The following is a 14389-nucleotide window of genomic DNA, read 5'->3' on the forward strand; positions in this document are numbered from 1 at the left end:
TTCCGGCCCGGCGGGCGGCGTCGCCGCGGCGGTGGCGCTCGCCGCGCGCGGCGCCGCCCCCGACCTCGTCACCTTCGACATGGGCGGCACCTCCACCGACATCGCGCTGGTCGCCGGCGGCGAGGCGTCGCTCGGCCGCGGGCGCGAGGTGGCGGGCGAGCGCATCGCGCTGGAGAGCCTCGACATCGTGACGCTCGGCGCCGGCGGCGGCTCCGTCGCGCACCTCGGCCCGGGCGGCACGCTGCAAGTGGGGCCGCGCAGCGCCGGCGCGGTGCCCGGCCCCGCCTGCTACGGCGCCGGCGGCACGGAGCCCACCGTCACCGACGCCAACCTCGTGCTCGGCTACCTGGACCCGGGCAACTTCCTCGGCGGCCGCAAGACGCTCGACCGCGCCGCCGCCGAGCGCGCCGTTGCGTCCCTGGCGGAGCGCCTCGGCCTGGAGACGTTGGACTGCGCCGCCGGCATCCACGCCCTGGTCAACGCCCGCATGGCGGACGGCGTGCGGGTGGCCACCGTGCGCCGCGGCGTGGACCCGCGCGACCACGCTCTGCTCGCCTTCGGCGGCGCCGCCGGGCTGCATGCCTCGGCCGTCGCGTCCGAACTCGGCCTCCGCCGCGCCGTGGTGCCGCTCTTCGCCGCCGGCCTCTCCGCCTGGGGGATGCTGCACACCGACCTCCGCTACGAGATCGCGCGCAGCGCCTTGGAGTCCGCCGGCGGCCTGCCGGACGACGCCGCGCTCCGCGCCCTCTTCGACGGCGTGGAAGCGGAAGCGCGCGCCCGCGTCGCCGGCTGGTTCGGCGGCGAGGTCGCGGCGCGCCGCGGCGCCGACATGCGCTACGGCGAGCAGGTGTTCGAGATCGCCGTGCCGCTCGACGGCCTGGACTGGTCTTCCCCCGGCCTGTCGGCGCGGGTGCGCGACGCCTTCCACGCCCGCCACCGCGCCCTCTTCACCTACGACCTGCCGGAAGAGGAGGTGGTGCTGGTCAACGCCCGCGTGTCCGCGGTCGGCAAGCTCCCGCCGACGCCCCCGCCCGCGCCGCCCGCCGGCCGCGCGCCCGCGGCGCCGGCCGCGCGCCGCCTCGTCCATCTCGACGGAGGCCCGGCGGAAGCGCCGGTGTTCCGCTTCGACGCCCTCGCCCCGGACCAGCGGCTCGAAGGCCCCGCGGTCGTGGAAAGCGAGACCACCACGGTATTGCTCCGCCCCGGCGACGCGGCCCGCATGGACGCGCACGGCTGGCTCGACATCGCGGTGCCGGCGGTGGCGGGCTGACGCGCCGCCGCCGGGGAGCGGCCCCCTTACGCCCCGACCACCTGCGCGCCCGTGGCCGGCTTCCAGACGATGCGCCCGCCCTGGAACTGGCTGAACTTCCCGCCGCCGCCTGGCAGGTCCTGCTCGTCGGACACCGGGTAGCCGAGCGCGCTCCGCTCCCAGCCGAGCGACGCCCACTTTTCGCGGATCAGCCCGTGGACCTCCCACGCCCCGGTTTGCGGCGTCCAGTAGATCGAGCCGCCCTGGAAGTGGTTGAACCGCCCCACGCCGTCGGGCGTCTTGGTTTCGTCCGTCACCGGGTAGCCGAGGAAGCTCCGTTCCCAACCCATCGACGCCCACTTGTCGCGGATCAGCCCGTGGACCTCCCAGGCGCCGGTCTTCGGCGTCCAGTAGATCGAGCCGCCCTGGAAGTGGTTGAACCGCCCCACGCCGTCCGGCGTGCCCGTCTCGTCGGTCACGGGCTTGCCGAGGAAGCCGGACTCGCCGCCCAGCGCGGCGTACTTTTGGCCGATGAAGCCGTACACGGCGAAGCGCTTCTCCACGCAATCGGCCATGTGCAGGAGGTTCATCTGGACGACGTTCGGGAAGGCCGCGCGCCCGCCGTGCTCGCCCTGCTGGGCGACGAAGGTGGACAGGCTGTTCAGGACCTTCGAGGCCACGTTGGCGATGGCCGCGTACTTGGGCCCGGCGAAGGCCGCAGCCGAGGTCACGAGCCCGGTGTCGAACTGCGGGTTGCCCTGGATCTGCATGTGGGCCCGCCAGCTCTCGGCCTGGCCGTCGGGCCCCAGCGTCAGCTCGATCTGCGCGTGGTCGTCCTTCGCCATGCCCCTGATGTGGTCGAGCTTCGTGAACAGGTAGAGGCCGCCGTCGCCCGTGTTGGCGACCGATGGCTTGTAGGTGCGGTAGTTGCTGCCGGAACTCTTGTACTCCGCGGCGCTGCCGTCCTTCTTGTCCCATCCGGTCAGCAGCCGCCCGAACTTGTCCATGTCGAATGCGATGGCCATCGTGCCTCTTCTCCCGGGCCGGGTTCCCCCGCTGGCGCGGCGCGCGCGGCGGCCCGACCGCGCTGGCGGGCGCACGCAATAGGGTGCTCCCTGCGAGCCGGCTGTGCGCCGCAGCACCGTCCACGCGCCCACTTGCCAGCGCGGCCCCGACGCGCTCCGCTGCTTAGGAAAAACCACCGGAGGGGCCAGCCATGGCGACGAAGCTCGTCACGTTCGAAGACGGGAAAGGCCCGCCGCGCGCCGGCGCGCTGATCGACGACGGGCGGCGGCTGCTCGACTTGGCCGCCGTGCCCTCCGGCCCCCTTTCGGGGCGGGCGCCCGACATGCTCTCGCTGATCGAGGCCGGGCCGGCGGCGCTGGAAGCCGCGCGCGCCCTCGCCGCGGACCCGCCATCGGCCGCCGTGCTCGACGCCGGCGCGGCGCGGCTGCTCGCGCCCATCCCGCGCCCGCGCCGCAACGTCTTCTGCGTCGGCCGCAACTACATGGACCACGTCGCCGAGGGCGACCGCACCCGCGGCATCGAGAAGTCCGAGCTGCCCAAATACCCGCAGTTCTTCACCAAGGCGCCCGAGTGCGTCATCGGCCCGGACGAGGCCATCCCCGACCACGCCGGCACCACCCAATGGCTCGACTACGAGGTGGAGTTGGCGGTCGTGATCGGCCGCGAGGGCCGAGACATCCCGGCCGAGCGGGCGCTGGACCACGTCTGGGGCTGGACGGTCGCCAACGACGTCACCGGCCGCGACCTCCAGCGCCGCTACGGCCAGTGGTTCAAGGGCAAGTCGCTCGACCGCTCCTGCCCGCTCGGCCCCTGGATCGTGCCCGCCGCCGAATTGGACGCGCTCGACACCGGCATCCGCTGCCGCGTCAACGGCGAGACGCGCCAGGACAGCCGCACGGGCAAGATGATCTTCGACGTGCGCGAGATCATCCGCCACCTCTCGGTCGGCTTCACCCTCCGCCCGGGCGACGTGGTGATGACCGGCACGCCGGAGGGCGTCGGCTACGCCATGCAGCCGCCGCGCACGCTCAAGGACGGCGACGTCGTGGAGTGCGAGATCGACGGCATCGGGACGCTGCGGAACACGGTGCGCGCCGGAGGCTAGGGCGCCTCCCCAGGGTTCGACGACGCCGCCCCGCAGCCTTCGAAGCCCTTGGTGCCGCGCGTTGCGAGCGGCACGGCTCCGTGCGCGCGGGCAGCATGGTGGTGCGATGGCCGGCCCGTTCCCGCGCGGCCAGGAAGGCGGCACGGCGGCGAGGCTGCCGCGCATCGCCCGGCCCTCCTGGCCGGCGTTCGGCGGCGCCGGACGAGACGGCATCCGCAACCCGATGGGGCGAGGCCGGCCCGCGCGGCTCCTGCCGCCCTCCCCAGCGCCGCTCCCGCGGCAACCCGCGACGGCCGGGCAGCGTTGGCGCCCCGTCTTTTCCAGGAGATCAGGGTGTGATGCGGTTCGGGTACGGCTTCGCGGCGTGCGGCGCTTTGGCGGCCTTCCTGCTGGCGGCGGACCCGGCCGCCGCGCAACAGCAGCAGCAGCAGCAGGCCCCCGCGGCGGGCGGCGGCGCGGCGGCGGAGAACGCCTACGCCACCCAGTTGCGCGACACGGAAGCGCGCCTCGGCCGGGCGATCGAGCAGGCGCAGGGCGGCGCCGGCCGCACCCAGGCCGGCGCCATGCCGCCCGGCCAGCAGCAACTGATGGACGCCACCCAGGCGGCTTGGCAGGCGATGCAGAGCGGCGCCCCCGAGGAGATGCGCGGCGCCAGCGGCCCCTACGCCGACGCCGACCGGACCTTCCGCCGCGCGGTGGAGGCCATGCGCGTCGGCCAAACCCCGCCGGACCAAGCGGTGACGGCGGCTCGCGAGGCTCACGCCGCGCTGGGCAAGCTGCGCGAGGCGGCGGCGCGGCAGGGCGGTGGCGCGGGCACGGGCGCCTCGTCGGCCCCATCGCCCGCCGCGTCCGGCCAAGGCCCCATGCAGGAGCCGCCGCGCCGCTGACCGGCCCGCCGGCCAGACAGCCCTTTCCCCGGCGCGGCGTCCGCGCCGGGCGCGTTGGCGGGGCCGCGGTCCCGCGCGATACTGCGTGCGGCACCTTGCGCAAACCCCACCCTCGGGAGCAGAGAGCGCGGCATGGCGACCAGCGAGTGGGAAATCCCCCCGGACCTTCAGCCGAGCCCGGCCGACCACGCCTTCGACCTGGACGAGGCGCTCCGTTCGGTGGTGGCGGTGAAGTGCATGACGCCGCCCGACGCCTTCACCGCCCAGACGCTCGGCACCGAGCGCGCGGGCAGCGGCGTGGTGATCCGTCCGGACGGGCTGGTGCTCACCATCGGCTACCTCGTCACCGAGGCCGAGACCGTGTGGCTCACCACCCAGGACGGCCGCGCCATCCCCGGCCACGCCCTCGCCTACGACTTCGAGACCGGCTTCGGCCTGATCCAAGCCCTCGGCCGCCTCGACCTGCCGGCGCTGAAGGTGGACGGCGGCCCCGGCCCGCAGCCCGGCGACGTGGCGGTGCTGGCCTCGGCCGGCGGCCGCAAGCACGCGCTGCGCTGCACGGTGGCCGCTCGGCAGGAATTCGCCGGCTATTGGGAATACATGCTGGACGAGGCGATCTTCACCGCCCCCGCCCACCCGTCCTGGGGCGGCGCCGGGCTGATCGGCGCGAACGGCGAGTTGCTCGGCATCGGCTCCCTGGTGATGCAGCAGCAGGACGGCAAAGGGCGGCGCGTGGACCTCAACATGGTGGTCCCCGCCAACCTCTTGCCGCCGATCCTGGAAGACCTGCTCGCCTTCGGCCGCCCCAACCGCCCGGCCCGGCCCTGGCTCGGCCTCTACGCCCAGGAGGACGAGGAGGGCGTGGTGGTCTCCTCCGTCGCCCGCAACGGCCCGGCGCAGAAGGCGGGCGTGCAGGAGGGCGACCGCGTGCTGGCGGTGGCCGGCGCGCGCGTTTCCGACCTGTCGAGCCTCTGGCGCGGCGTCTGGGCCTGCGGCAACGCCGGCGCCCGGGTGCGCCTCTCGCTCGGCCGCCGCGGCGCGGGGCGCGACGTCGTGCTCACCTCCATCGACCGCCGCTCGTTCCTGAAGGCGCCGCGGCTGCACTGAGGCAGCTGCGGCCTAAGGCCTTTCCGCGGCATGGAGGAGGCACTCGCGGGCGTTTCGGCGAATCTCTGGCTCATGGAAAGTTCCCGCACATCATTCACGAACCCGCGAAGCGCGCGGCTGAAATGCCATCCGTTGATGTGGCTCAACCCGACACTGCGGCGGCAGTCCAGACTCCCTAGGCAACCAGATGCCGAGGAGCACGGGCATGCCACTCCGCTTCAAGCCGATCGTCTTCGTCGCTGGGGTTGCGCTCGTCGCCTGCGCGCCCGCACCGCGGCCCCAGGCGCAGGCGCCAACGCCCATGGCCGGCACCGGCGCCGGCAGCGCCGCGGACCCGCTTTCCACGGCGTCCCGCGAGCGGGCGGGCGCGGGCTGTCCGGACGCCAGCAGCGGCGTGGCGAGCCTCGGCACCACGGGAGGGGGAGACCGTCAAATCACCTACGCAGGGCGTGGCACGGGGAGCGGCGTCGGCGACCGGTCCCGCCGAATCGCGCCCGGCGGCGCGGCGGATAGCTGCAACTGAAGGGCGGGTGGGCGGCCCGGAGTGCCGCCCACCCGCGCCCGCGAGCGCAAACAGCCCCCGGACGCGCGATCGAACGGACCCGGCGACATGGAAAGGCTTGCCGCCCCACGTGTCGCCCCCGTGGACGCCGCGGGACTCGGCCCGATGATGCGCTAGTGCATCGGCGTTCGGCGGCCCGCAATGCGCCGCCCCTCGCCTCCGGCCGACACCCGCCGAGCGACCCGCAGCCCTCGGGACCTTACCGCCGCCGCCGCGGCTCGCCCCGCGGGCGGCCCCTCGCGCGCGTCGCTTGGCTGACGGACGCACCGGCGGGTGGCCCGAACGACGCCGACGAGTCGCCGCCGTTCGAGGGTGCCGCCACGCCTTTCGGCCGCCTCCCGGGAGGCGGCGCGCTGCGCGGCGCCGCGGCTTCCGATCAGACCGGCGACGGCGCTTGCAAGCGCGGCGGCTCGCCGCTGCGCTTCCGCAGCGCGGCCAAGCGGTCGGACAGGCTGCCCTGCGGCGCGCCGGCGCCCGTCACCGCGTTCATCGCCGCGGCGATGTGCGGGTCGTCCTTCTCCGGCCGGGTCGGCGCCAGCAGCTTCGCCTTGGCGTTGGCGGCCTCCGCCTGCGCCAGGTCGCGCTCCGCGTTCTCCTGCATCGCCTTCAACGCCACGCTCAAGCCGCTGGTCGCCTTGGAAAGGCCCGCCGCCTGCCGCGACGCTTCGGCGCGGCGTTCGGCGGTCTCGCGCTGCTGCGCCGCGCGGCCCATGTCGCGCTGCGCCCGGTCCAGTTCAGAGCGCGCCGACTTCAGCTTCTGCCCGGCCTGCTCGTAGGTCTCCTCCAGGGAGCGCAGGAAGTCGCCGGCGTCCTTGGCGTCCTCCTCCTCCCGCTGGATCTCCGGCGCCATGCTTTCCAGCATCCCGACCAGGGTGGCGAGGCTGCGCTCCAGCTCCGCCTTCTTGGCGGGGTCCGCTTCCATCTCCATGCGGCCCTGGAGTTGCTCGGCGGCGGCCATGCGCTGGCGGGAGAGCGCCTGGATAGCCTCGGCCTCCTTGCGCTCCTTGTCGTAGGCGATGCGCGCCTGCGCCACCTGCCGGCCCAGCTCGTCCAGGTGCTGCTCCATGGTGCGCAGTTCGGCCTCGGTCGCCGATTGCGGGTCCCAGCGGACGATGGCCTCCACCGCGCTGGTGACGGCCTGGTCCCTCTTCACCCCGACGAGGTTGCGGAAGAATGCGAGCATGTTGGAGCCTCCTCTCTGCGTGTCGGATCAGCCGGCCATCGCGCCGGCGTTGAGCAGCGCCACCGCGACCTGGATGCCCACCAGCATGCAGGCCGCGGCGGTGTTGTTCGCTTCGATCATGGCGCGCAGCCCCGGTATCAGCCGCGCGGCGGCGGCGAACGCCAGGAGCTGCAAGAGCAGCGCGACGACGCCCCAGATCAGTATGTCCAGCGTGACCAGGCTCGTCGCCAGCGTCGCCGCCAGCGGGATGGCCAACGACACGAAGCTGCCGCCCAGCACGATGCCGGCCGCCGTGTTCCCCTCGCGCACCAGCCCCAGCTCGTGGAAGGGCGTGATCGCGTTGTAGCAGGCCACCCCCACGGCGAGCAGCGCCAGCGTCACCGAGAACTGCAACAGCAGCACCGGCAAGCCCCTGGTCAAGATGACGATGACGCCCTCCTCCATGCCTTCTCCTTCTCGGGTCCGTCAGGCGAGCGAGAGCGTCGCCGGGTTCACGTCGATGCCCGCGGCGATCTCCACCCAGGCCTGCCCCTCCGCCTCCACCGCCGACACCAGGATGTATTCGACGGGCGGCGCCGGCTCCGGCGCCCCGGTCGGCGCGGCGTAGAGCATCGCCTGGCTGCGCACGGTGCGCGGCGCGCCGCCCGCCGCGGCCTCGATCGTCTCCACCAGCGGCAGCGGCGCCACGCGCGCCTCGCCCGGCACCCAGGCGCGGCCGTAGAGCTTGCCGTCCTTGGTTTGGAACTCCGGCCAGCCGATCATGCCCTCGTTCGGGTCGAGCCACGCGCCCCATTCCTCCGCGCTCGCCGGCGACACCTCGTCGATCGGCGCGAAGAAGCGGCACTCGTCCGGTCGGCCGTCCGCGCCCGCGTGGATCTGGAAGAAGCCGCGCCGCTCCGGCAGGTGAAGGCGCACGAAATCCACCGCGCCGCCCTCCACCCGGCCCACCTCGGCGATGCTGACGCGCCCGCTGCCGGCCGCCGAGCCGGGCGGCACGGGCGGCGGCACCTTGATCGCGTCCCCGGCGAGGATGAAGGGCGTCGGGTCCGCGGTCACGGTCATGCCGACGCGGTAAAGGGACGGCGAATAGCGCTCGCCCGAAAGCTTGTGGCGCAGCATCGCGCCGGCGCTGCCCAACGGTCCCTTCACGCCCGTCCCTCCCGTTCCGGTGCCACCGCCCTGCTGCCTCCCCCGCCGGAACGACAGGAAGGCGAGCCCGGCGCCGCCCACGACGAGCACGGGCAGCCACAGACCGAAGCCGGCGCCGTCGCCCCCGTCGGCCGGCGCCGTGGTCGGGGTTCGGGCGTCGTTGCTCGGCCCCGGCGCCAGGGCCACTTCCGGCGGCACGTCGGGCGGAAGGTAGTTCGGGTCGCGCGGCGCTGGCTGCTGCCCTTGCCCGTCCCGCTGCTGCGCGAGTTCCCGGTCCAGGCGGTCCAGCCGCTCGCGCAGTTCGGCGTTGTCCTGCGCCTGCCGCTCGGCCTCTTCCCGCCATTGGCGGACGCCCGGGTCGTCCTGGTGGTTGCGGAAGAAGTCGACCGAGCCCGGGCGCGTCAGGTTGTTGAGCAGGTAGCCGAGGAAGAGCCCGTCCCAGACGCCGAAGGAACGCCCGCCCAGGCCGCCGAACACCCCGCCGCCCGGCGCGGACCAGCCGCGGTCGCGGTACCAGTCCGTCCCGTAGCCGCGGCCGTAGTCCGGGCGGTAATCGTAGCGGGGCCGCGCCGGCGGCAACCCCCAGCGCTCGCGCCCCGTCGTGCCCGCCGACGGCGGCGGCAATCGGACCGCGGGCGGCGCTTCCCGCTGCCGTCGCGCCGCGTCCGACTGCGCGCGGTACCGCTCCAACGCCGAGCCCGAGCCCTGCCGCGACAACGCGCGGTCCCCCGACGACCCGTACCCGTAGGAGGACGGCCCCCGCCCGTAGGACGCCCCCGGGCGCGAATACCCGCCCCCCACGGAGGGCGTGCGCGGGGCCGCGCCCCATCCGCCGCCGCGCCCGACAGAGGGCGTCCGCGAGCGCGGTGCCGAAGGCCGCGCGTAACCGCCCGAGGACCGCGCCCTCTGCTGCGCCGCTGCCTCCGTCGCGCCCGCCAACAAGGCGACGGTCGCAACCGGGGGCACCGGCGCCAGGACCGGCGCGGCGAGCAGCAGCAAGGCGCAGAGATGGGCGCGGCGTCTAGGCATGAATCGTGCTGTCGTGGGCGCGCGTCGCGCGCCTCTCCCCCGCCGTTCGCTCCTTCAACGACAGGGGAGGCCGGACGTTGCACCGGACCGAACCGACCCGATTCGACGCCGGGTCAGCCCACCGGCACGGTCCGTGCCAAGGGCGGCAGCTCCGACACCCGCGCGTACCACGCCGCCAGCCGGTCGTGCCCCGGCCGCCAGGGCTCGGCGGCGAAGCGGAAGTCGAGGTAGCCGAGCGCGCAGCCGACCGCGATCTCGCCGACCGTCCCCAGCTCGCCGAAGGTCCCGGCCTCCTTTTCCAGCGCGTCCACCACGCGCGCCACGGTTTCCCGCTGCCGGTCGATGAACGCCGCCCGCCCCTCGTCCGGCGGGAAGCCCATCTCGCGCCGCCGCGGCACGGAAGCGTCCATGATGCCGTCCCCCAGCGCCTGCTGCCGCAGCGCCTTCCACCGCGCCGGCCCCGCGGCCGGGAACAACGGCGGCGCGTCGCCCACGCCGTCGAGGTACTCGCAGATCACCGGGCTGTCGTAGAGCGCCGTCCCGTCGCCCAGCAGCAGCGCCGGCACCTTGGACAGCGGGTTCACCCCGAGCAGCTCCGGCGGCGACTGGTGCGGGTTGGTCGTCAGCTTCTCCAGGCGCCCGTCGATCCCGCGCGCGATGGCGCAGGCCATGACCTTGCGGACGTAGGGGCTGGCGGCGGAGTGATTGAGGCGCACGGCGTTTCCCTTCCCGGTGTCAGCGGAAACTGTCCTTCGCCGACCGCAGCTCGGCAAGCCGGGCCGCGTCCGGGGCGCGGAGGAAGGGGTTCGCCTCGCGCTCCCGCGCCAAGGTCGTCGGCACGGTGGGCTTGCCGTCGCGCCGCAGGGCCGCGGCCGCCTCCGCCATGGCCCGCAGCGCCGCGTTGCCACCGTCCACCGAAAGCGCGAAGCGGGCGTTGCTTTCCGTGTACTCGTGCCCGCAGCACACCAGCGTCTCACCCGGCAGGGCGTTCAGCGCCTGGAGCGAGCGGAACATCTCGGCCGCCGTGCCTTCCAGGAGCCGGCCGCAACCGAGCGAGAACAGCGTGTCGCCGCAGAGCAGCACGTCGCCGCCCTTGAAGTTGAAGGCGATGTGCCCGCGCGTGTGGCCCGGCGTGTCGATCACCTCCGCCCGGCTGTCGCCGAACTCCACGGTGCCCCCTGGCCGCACCGCCACGTCGAGCGGCGGCAGCCGGCGCGCGTCCGCCTCGTTGCCCACCACCTGGCCGCCGAACGCCCGCTTCAGCTCCTCCACCCCGCCGACGTGGTCCCCGTGGTGGTGGGTGAGCAGGATCAGGTCCAGCCGCCCGCCCCCCTCCCGGAGCGCCGCCGCCGCCGGCCCGGCCTCGCCGGGGTCGCAGACCGCCACCGCCCCGGTCGCCTCGTCCCGCAGCAGCCAGATGTAGTTGTCGGAAAGACACGGTATGGCTCGGATCGCAAGCGGCATGGACAGGTTCCCTTCCCGCCCCGTCCAACCGGGGCCTCGGCGGTCTATATCCCGCCCATGCGGGACGAGAACCTCGGCCTCGAAGGATTCTACGCGACCCCGACCGGCTTGGTGGCCGCCCGGCTGCTGCGCGAGCGCCTGCGCGCCTTCTGGCCGAAGCTCCCCGGGCAGTCCGTGCTGGGCCTCGGCTACGCCAGCCCCTTCCTCCGCCTGTGGCGCGTCGAAGCGGCGCGCTGCGTCGCCGTGGTGCCGCCGCACCTGCCGCGCTGGCGCTGGCCGCGCAAGGCCGCGTGCCGCACCGCCGTCGCCGAGGACGACGCGCTCCCCTTCCCCGACCTGTCCTTCGACCGCATCTTGCTGGTCCACGGGCTCGAAACCACGGAGAACGCCCGTCGCCTGCTGCGCGAGGCGTGGCGCGTGCTGAAGGACGACGGGCGGCTGCTGGTGGCGGCGCCCAACCGCCTCTCCTTCTGGGCGCAACTGGAGCGCACGCCCTTCGGCCACGGCCAGCCCTACTCGCCCGGCCAGCTCGAACGGCTGCTGCGGCGGCAGATGTTCAGCGTGGAGCGCCGCGGCGCCGCCCTGTTCGTGCCGCCGTTCCGCGCGCGCCTGCTGCTGCGCAGCGCCGAGGGCTGGGAGCGGGTCGGGCCGCGCGTGTTCCCCCGCTTCGCCGGCGTCACCCTGCTGGAAGCGGGGAAGGACATGTTCGCCGCCATCCCGGCGCCGGCCGCGGCCGAGGCGGTGGTGGCGCGGCCGCTGCGCCGGCGGGTGGCGGCGACGGCCGCCGCGACGGAGCGGGTCTGACCCTTCACCCCGAAGGCGCGTGGGCGGCGGCGCAGGCGCGGAAGCTGGCGTCGAGGTCCGGCCCCATCAACAGGATGGCGGCGAGGCGGCGCGCGGTGGCCTGGACGTGCGAAACCTCCTCGCCCGTCAACGGCCGGTCGAGGTTGGAGCGGCCGCGGTAGGACAGCCGCTTCTTGAGCACTTGGCAGCCGCCGATGTGCGCCTCCCACACGCGCTCCGGGACGTTCCGCCAGAAGCTCGCGCCGTTCATGCCGACGTCCACCGTGCCGGCGCCGACCAGCGCGGCGTGGGCCGCGGCCGCGGCCTCGTCCGGGGCGTAGTCCCGCGCGGTCGTCAGGCCGCGGCCAGGCATGGTCACGCCTTTGTCGCTGCGGTGGCCCCAGCCGGAAAGGTGCCAATCCCTCGCCGCGACGGCACGCGTGGAGGGGACGCCAATGACCGCCAGCGCGGGGTCAAGCGCGCCGGAGGTGACGCCGGGCACGGGCGTATCGGCGTCGAGCAGCGCGGCAAGGCGGGCGCCGGGCGCGGCGGAGGAGCGGGAACACCTTGGGCCGCAAAGCGCTGCCCACCGCGTTCAGCGCCTCCGAGACCACCGGGTAGAAGGAGGTTTCCGCCGTACCCGCGCCGGTGCCACGCACCCGGGCACAGCCGCCCAGGTAGAGGCCCAACGGGCCAGAGCGCGCCATTGGTTCAAAGGTCGCCGAAGCATCCGATCAAAGCAGCACGCGCAAAGGCGCCAAGCCGCCTCTCAACCAGTGCACGAGTTTGCAGTTCTTGCTATACTCTAGTTTGTCTGCCCGAAGGCAGGCGATGCCCCGCCACCAAATCCCGTCCGACCGCTGGCTCCCCTCACCGATGCCGGGCAACACGCGCCCGACGGATGCCGGCTTCCCGTTGGCCCGCTGGCGCCCTGCTCCACCCCTGCTCCCCCACTCATTCAAAAGCGGCAACCGCGCGCCGCCCCGGTCGCCCATTGGTCCGAATGCTGCAAGGGCCCGCCGCGTCCACGGCGCTTCGTCCGAATGCCGCAAAGCGCCCCGCCCGCCCCGGCACGCCGCTTGCTTCGCCGGCGGCACGAAGACCCGGGAGGACCACGCCATGCCCCTGTCCCGCCGCGCCCTGCTCGCCGCTTCCGGCGCAGCGGCCGTGCCCGCCGATGCGGCGTTCCGCCCAACAAGCGCGCAAGGGGCGGAGCGGGTGGTCCGCTACGGCATCTCCATGGCCGACATCCCCCAGACCACCGGCCAGCCCGATCGCGGCGCCGGCGCTTACCAGTTCACCGGCCACACCCTCTACGACCCGCTGGTCGCCTGGGAGATGGACGTCGCCGACCGCCCCGGGAAGCTCGTCCCCGGCCTCGCCACCTTCTGGGAGGCCGACCCCGCCGACCGCCGCCGCTGGGTCTTCAAGCTCCGCGACGGCGTCCGCTTCCACGACGGCAGCGCCTTCGACGCCGACGCCGTGGTCTGGAATTTCGAGAAGGTCCTGAACGGGCAAGCGCCGCACTTCGACAACCGCCAGGCCGCCCAGGTCCGCCCCCGCCTCCCCTCCGTCGCCTCCTGGCGCAAGCTCGACGCCATGACGGTCGAGGTGACCACCAAGGCGGTGGACAGCTTCTTCCCTTACCAGATGCTCTGGTTCCTCATCTCCTCCCCCGCGCAATACGAGAAGGTCGGCCGCAACTGGGACCGCTTCGCGCAGGAGCCCTCCGGCACCGGCCCCTTCCGCCTTGCGCGCCTGGTTCCGCGCGAGCGCGCCGAACTGGTGAAGAACACGGCGTATTGGAACCCGGCGCGGACGCCCAAGGCCGACCGCGTCGTGCTGGTCTGCGCCCCCGAGGCGGTGACGCGCACCAACGCCCTCCTCACCGGCCAGGTGGACGTCATCGAGACGCCGGCGCCCGACCTGCTGCCGCGCCTGCAAGCCTCCGGCGCGCGCCTCGTCCAGAACGTCACCCCGCACGTCTGGAACTACCACCTGTCGCTGCTCGAAGGCTCGCCCTGGCGCGACATCCGCCTGCGCCGCGCCGCCAACCTCGCCATCAACCGCGACGAGGTGGTGGCCCTCCTCAACGGCCTCGCCAAACCCGCCGCCGGCGTGGTGGACCCCGCCTCCCCCTGGTTCGGCCGCCCCGAATTCCAGGTGAGGACGGACGTGGACGCCGCCCGCAAGCTGGTGGCCGACGCCGGCTACGGCCCGCGCAACCCGCTGCGGACGAAGTTCATCATCCCCACCGGCGGCAGCGGCCAGATGCAGTCGCTGCCGATGAACGAGTACGTCCAGTCCGCCTGGCGCGAGGTCGGCATCGCCGTGGAGTTCCAGACGGTGGAGCTGGAAGTCCTCTACACCTGCTGGCGCCAGGGCGCGGCCGGCGAGATCGCGCGCGGCGGCAACGTCACCGCCAACAACGTCGCCTATCTCACGAGCGACCCGCTCTACGCCTTCATCCGCTTCTTCCACTCCAACCAGATCGCGCCGACCGGCGTGAACTGGTCCCACTACCGCGACCCCGAGATGGACAAGATGCTCGACGCCGCGACGACCTCCTTCGACACCGCGGAGCAGGACGCCATCATGCGCCGCGTACACGAAAAGGCGGTGAACGAGGCGCTCTGGGTGTTCGTGGTCCACGACACCAACCCGCGGGCGTTGGGCCGCGGCGTCCGCGGCTACACCCAGGCGCAGCACTGGTTCCAGGACCTGACCACGCTCGGCTGACGGCGACGCGGCGAAAAGGGCCGTGCCCGCCGCCGCCCCGCGTGCCACCCTCCGGCCGGGGAGGCCCGCCGCGAGCGGCGGCGGGGCCGCAAGGAGGGAACGCCAT

At 74.2% G+C, this 14389-nt stretch carries 14 protein-coding genes; 7 read left to right on the forward strand and 7 right to left on the reverse strand.

Features of this window, described 5'->3' with window-relative positions; all coding sequences use genetic code 11:
• On the forward strand, nt 1-1270 hold a 1270-nt coding region (locus tag ABD067_RS20170), incomplete at its 5' end, for a hydantoinase/oxoprolinase family protein (protein WP_343897184.1).
• A gap of 26 nt (nt 1271-1296) precedes the next feature.
• Here ABD067_RS20170 and ABD067_RS20175 read toward each other — a convergent pair.
• On the reverse strand, nt 1297-2274 hold the full coding sequence (locus tag ABD067_RS20175) for an LGFP repeat-containing protein (protein ID WP_343897185.1): 978 nt from the start codon (nt 2272-2274) through the stop codon (nt 1297-1299).
• Nucleotides 2275-2465: 191 nt separating this feature from the next.
• On the opposite strand from ABD067_RS20175, the gene ABD067_RS20180 reads away from it, so the two are divergent.
• The 4 genes from ABD067_RS20180 to ABD067_RS20195 all read left to right on the forward strand — a co-directional run bounded on the left by ABD067_RS20180 (nt 2466) and on the right by ABD067_RS20195 (nt 5897).
• Complete coding sequence (locus ABD067_RS20180; protein WP_343897186.1) at nt 2466-3380, forward strand: fumarylacetoacetate hydrolase family protein; 915 nt, start codon at nt 2466-2468, stop codon at nt 3378-3380.
• A 338-nt stretch (nt 3381-3718) separates the two neighbouring features.
• The gene (locus ABD067_RS20185; protein WP_343897187.1) at nt 3719-4267 is read left to right on the forward strand and encodes a hypothetical protein; all 549 of its coding nucleotides are present in this window, start codon (nt 3719-3721) and stop codon (nt 4265-4267) included.
• A 132-nt stretch (nt 4268-4399) separates the two neighbouring features.
• On the forward strand, nt 4400-5374 hold the full coding sequence (locus tag ABD067_RS20190; RefSeq protein ID WP_343897188.1) for a S1C family serine protease: 975 nt from the start codon (nt 4400-4402) through the stop codon (nt 5372-5374).
• A 205-nt stretch (nt 5375-5579) separates the two neighbouring features.
• On the forward strand, nt 5580-5897 hold the full coding sequence (locus ABD067_RS20195; protein ID WP_343897189.1) for a hypothetical protein: 318 nt from the start codon (nt 5580-5582) through the stop codon (nt 5895-5897).
• Between the two features lie 415 nt (nt 5898-6312).
• Here ABD067_RS20195 and ABD067_RS20200 read toward each other — a convergent pair whose 3' ends face one another.
• From ABD067_RS20200 to gloB, 5 genes are all read right to left on the reverse strand, one after another.
• A complete protein-coding gene (locus ABD067_RS20200) occupies nt 6313-7119 on the reverse strand; it encodes a hypothetical protein (RefSeq protein ID WP_343897190.1) in 807 nt (268 codons plus the stop codon).
• 27 nt (nt 7120-7146) lie between these two features.
• Entirely contained in the window at nt 7147-7563 is a 417-nt protein-coding gene (locus ABD067_RS20205) for a DUF350 domain-containing protein (RefSeq protein ID WP_343897191.1), read from the reverse strand.
• A gap of 21 nt (nt 7564-7584) precedes the next feature.
• Complete coding sequence (locus tag ABD067_RS20210; protein WP_343897192.1) at nt 7585-9297, reverse strand: DUF2491 family protein; 1713 nt, start codon at nt 9295-9297, stop codon at nt 7585-7587.
• A 113-nt stretch (nt 9298-9410) separates the two neighbouring features.
• A complete protein-coding gene (locus ABD067_RS20215; protein WP_343897193.1) occupies nt 9411-10013 on the reverse strand; it encodes a glutathione S-transferase N-terminal domain-containing protein in 603 nt (200 codons plus the stop codon).
• A gap of 19 nt (nt 10014-10032) precedes the next feature.
• Nucleotides 10033-10761, reverse strand: a complete 729-nt coding sequence (gloB, locus tag ABD067_RS20220; RefSeq protein WP_343897194.1) for a hydroxyacylglutathione hydrolase — start codon at nt 10759-10761, stop codon at nt 10033-10035.
• A 57-nt stretch (nt 10762-10818) separates the two neighbouring features.
• On the opposite strand from gloB, the gene ABD067_RS20225 reads away from it, so the two are divergent.
• Nucleotides 10819-11565 (forward strand): class I SAM-dependent methyltransferase, encoded by a 747-nt coding sequence (locus ABD067_RS20225; RefSeq protein WP_343897195.1) that lies wholly within the window; start codon nt 10819-10821, stop codon nt 11563-11565.
• A 4-nt stretch (nt 11566-11569) separates the two neighbouring features.
• Here ABD067_RS20225 and ABD067_RS20230 read toward each other — a convergent pair whose 3' ends face one another.
• Nucleotides 11570-12046 (reverse strand): hypothetical protein, encoded by a 477-nt coding sequence (locus tag ABD067_RS20230; protein ID WP_343897196.1) that lies wholly within the window; start codon nt 12044-12046, stop codon nt 11570-11572.
• Nucleotides 12047-12663: 617 nt separating this feature from the next.
• Between ABD067_RS20230 and ABD067_RS20235 the strand changes: the two genes are divergently transcribed.
• The gene (locus ABD067_RS20235; RefSeq protein ID WP_343897197.1) at nt 12664-14283 is read left to right on the forward strand and encodes an ABC transporter substrate-binding protein; all 1620 of its coding nucleotides are present in this window, start codon (nt 12664-12666) and stop codon (nt 14281-14283) included.
• Nucleotides 14284-14389 lie beyond the last annotated feature (106 nt).

It is taken from the genome of Craurococcus roseus, assembly GCF_039523795.1.
In the GTDB taxonomy this organism is placed as follows: Bacteria; Pseudomonadota; Alphaproteobacteria; order Acetobacterales; family Acetobacteraceae; genus Craurococcus; species Craurococcus roseus.